Below are 1,022 nucleotides of genomic sequence, written 5' to 3'. Positions count from 1 at the left end.
TTTGCATTCTCTTTTCTTATCCAATTTGAAAAAACTTATTCATTTTTCTAAAGTTTAGTTTGGCTCAGCTGTCAACCGATTTCCATTAACGAATTCAGCGCGCGCTTCCTTTTTCATCAAAGTTGTATGTTACTCCGTCAATTTCCATTGTTTCATTTTTCGCCATAGACCCGTCTTTCTTAAAATAAGATTTTGTTTGGTCACTATTCCATGTTAACCAGCCTGTATGCATAATACCATCTCCATCAAAATAGTACTGTTTCCCATTCAAATGTAATGTCCATTTATGTGTTTTCCCATCTTCGAAATAATACTTTCTATTCGCCAAGACGCCCCATCCAGTATATAGTGAGCCATCTTCGTTTACCGCTAAATCTCCATCTGGCCCCTTTGCTATCCATGGCTGTTGTTCGCCATGTTTTGCCGCTATAATATAACCATGTGAAATGTAATATTTCTTTCCGTTTATTTCCTTGAAACCTGATGTCTCATTCCATGCATTATCTTCCAGATACACAAAATGTTTAAAACCCGCTGAAGGTTCTATCTCTAGAATCCGGGTTCCTTTTACAAGAGAATGATCATCATTGAAATAATAAGTCTTCCCATTTTTTTCCTTTAATTTTTCTTTCATATATAAAGTCCCATCTTCATTGAAATAATAAGTCTTGCCATCGATGTCTTGAAAACCAGTTTGGAAAAGACCATCTTTTAAATAAAATTTCTCTTTCTTATCCAACTGATCACTCATAAGTTGTTGCCATCCATTATCGCGATCCATTTTAAACCCATCATCACTCCTGTTATTGGCCAGGTTATAAAAATTATTTAAAGAGCCATCTTCATTCAACATGGCTCCGCCACCTTCTTCCGGAACAAAGAAACCCGTTTCGTCTGGCTTCGCAATAGATCCGTCTTTTTGAATGTAATATCTTTTTCCATCAATTACTTTCCAACCGGTTTGATTTGTTTCGGCTTGTTGTTGTACGCTTTCTGTAGAAACTGGTTTTTCTGCTGCAAGC

At 36.4% G+C, this 1,022-nt stretch carries 1 pseudogene; it reads right to left on the bottom strand.

The features are described 5' to 3' along the window. Positions 1-94 precede the first annotated feature (94 nt). A pseudogene (locus C4T42_RS31330) lies at positions 95-1,022 on the bottom strand (hypothetical protein); the annotation flags it as partial.

Source organism: Methylobacterium sp. 190mf, assembly GCF_900107945.1.
Lineage (GTDB): Bacteria > Pseudomonadota > Alphaproteobacteria > Rhizobiales > Beijerinckiaceae > Methylobacterium.
This window is presented reverse-complemented; position numbering and strand designations above follow the sequence as displayed.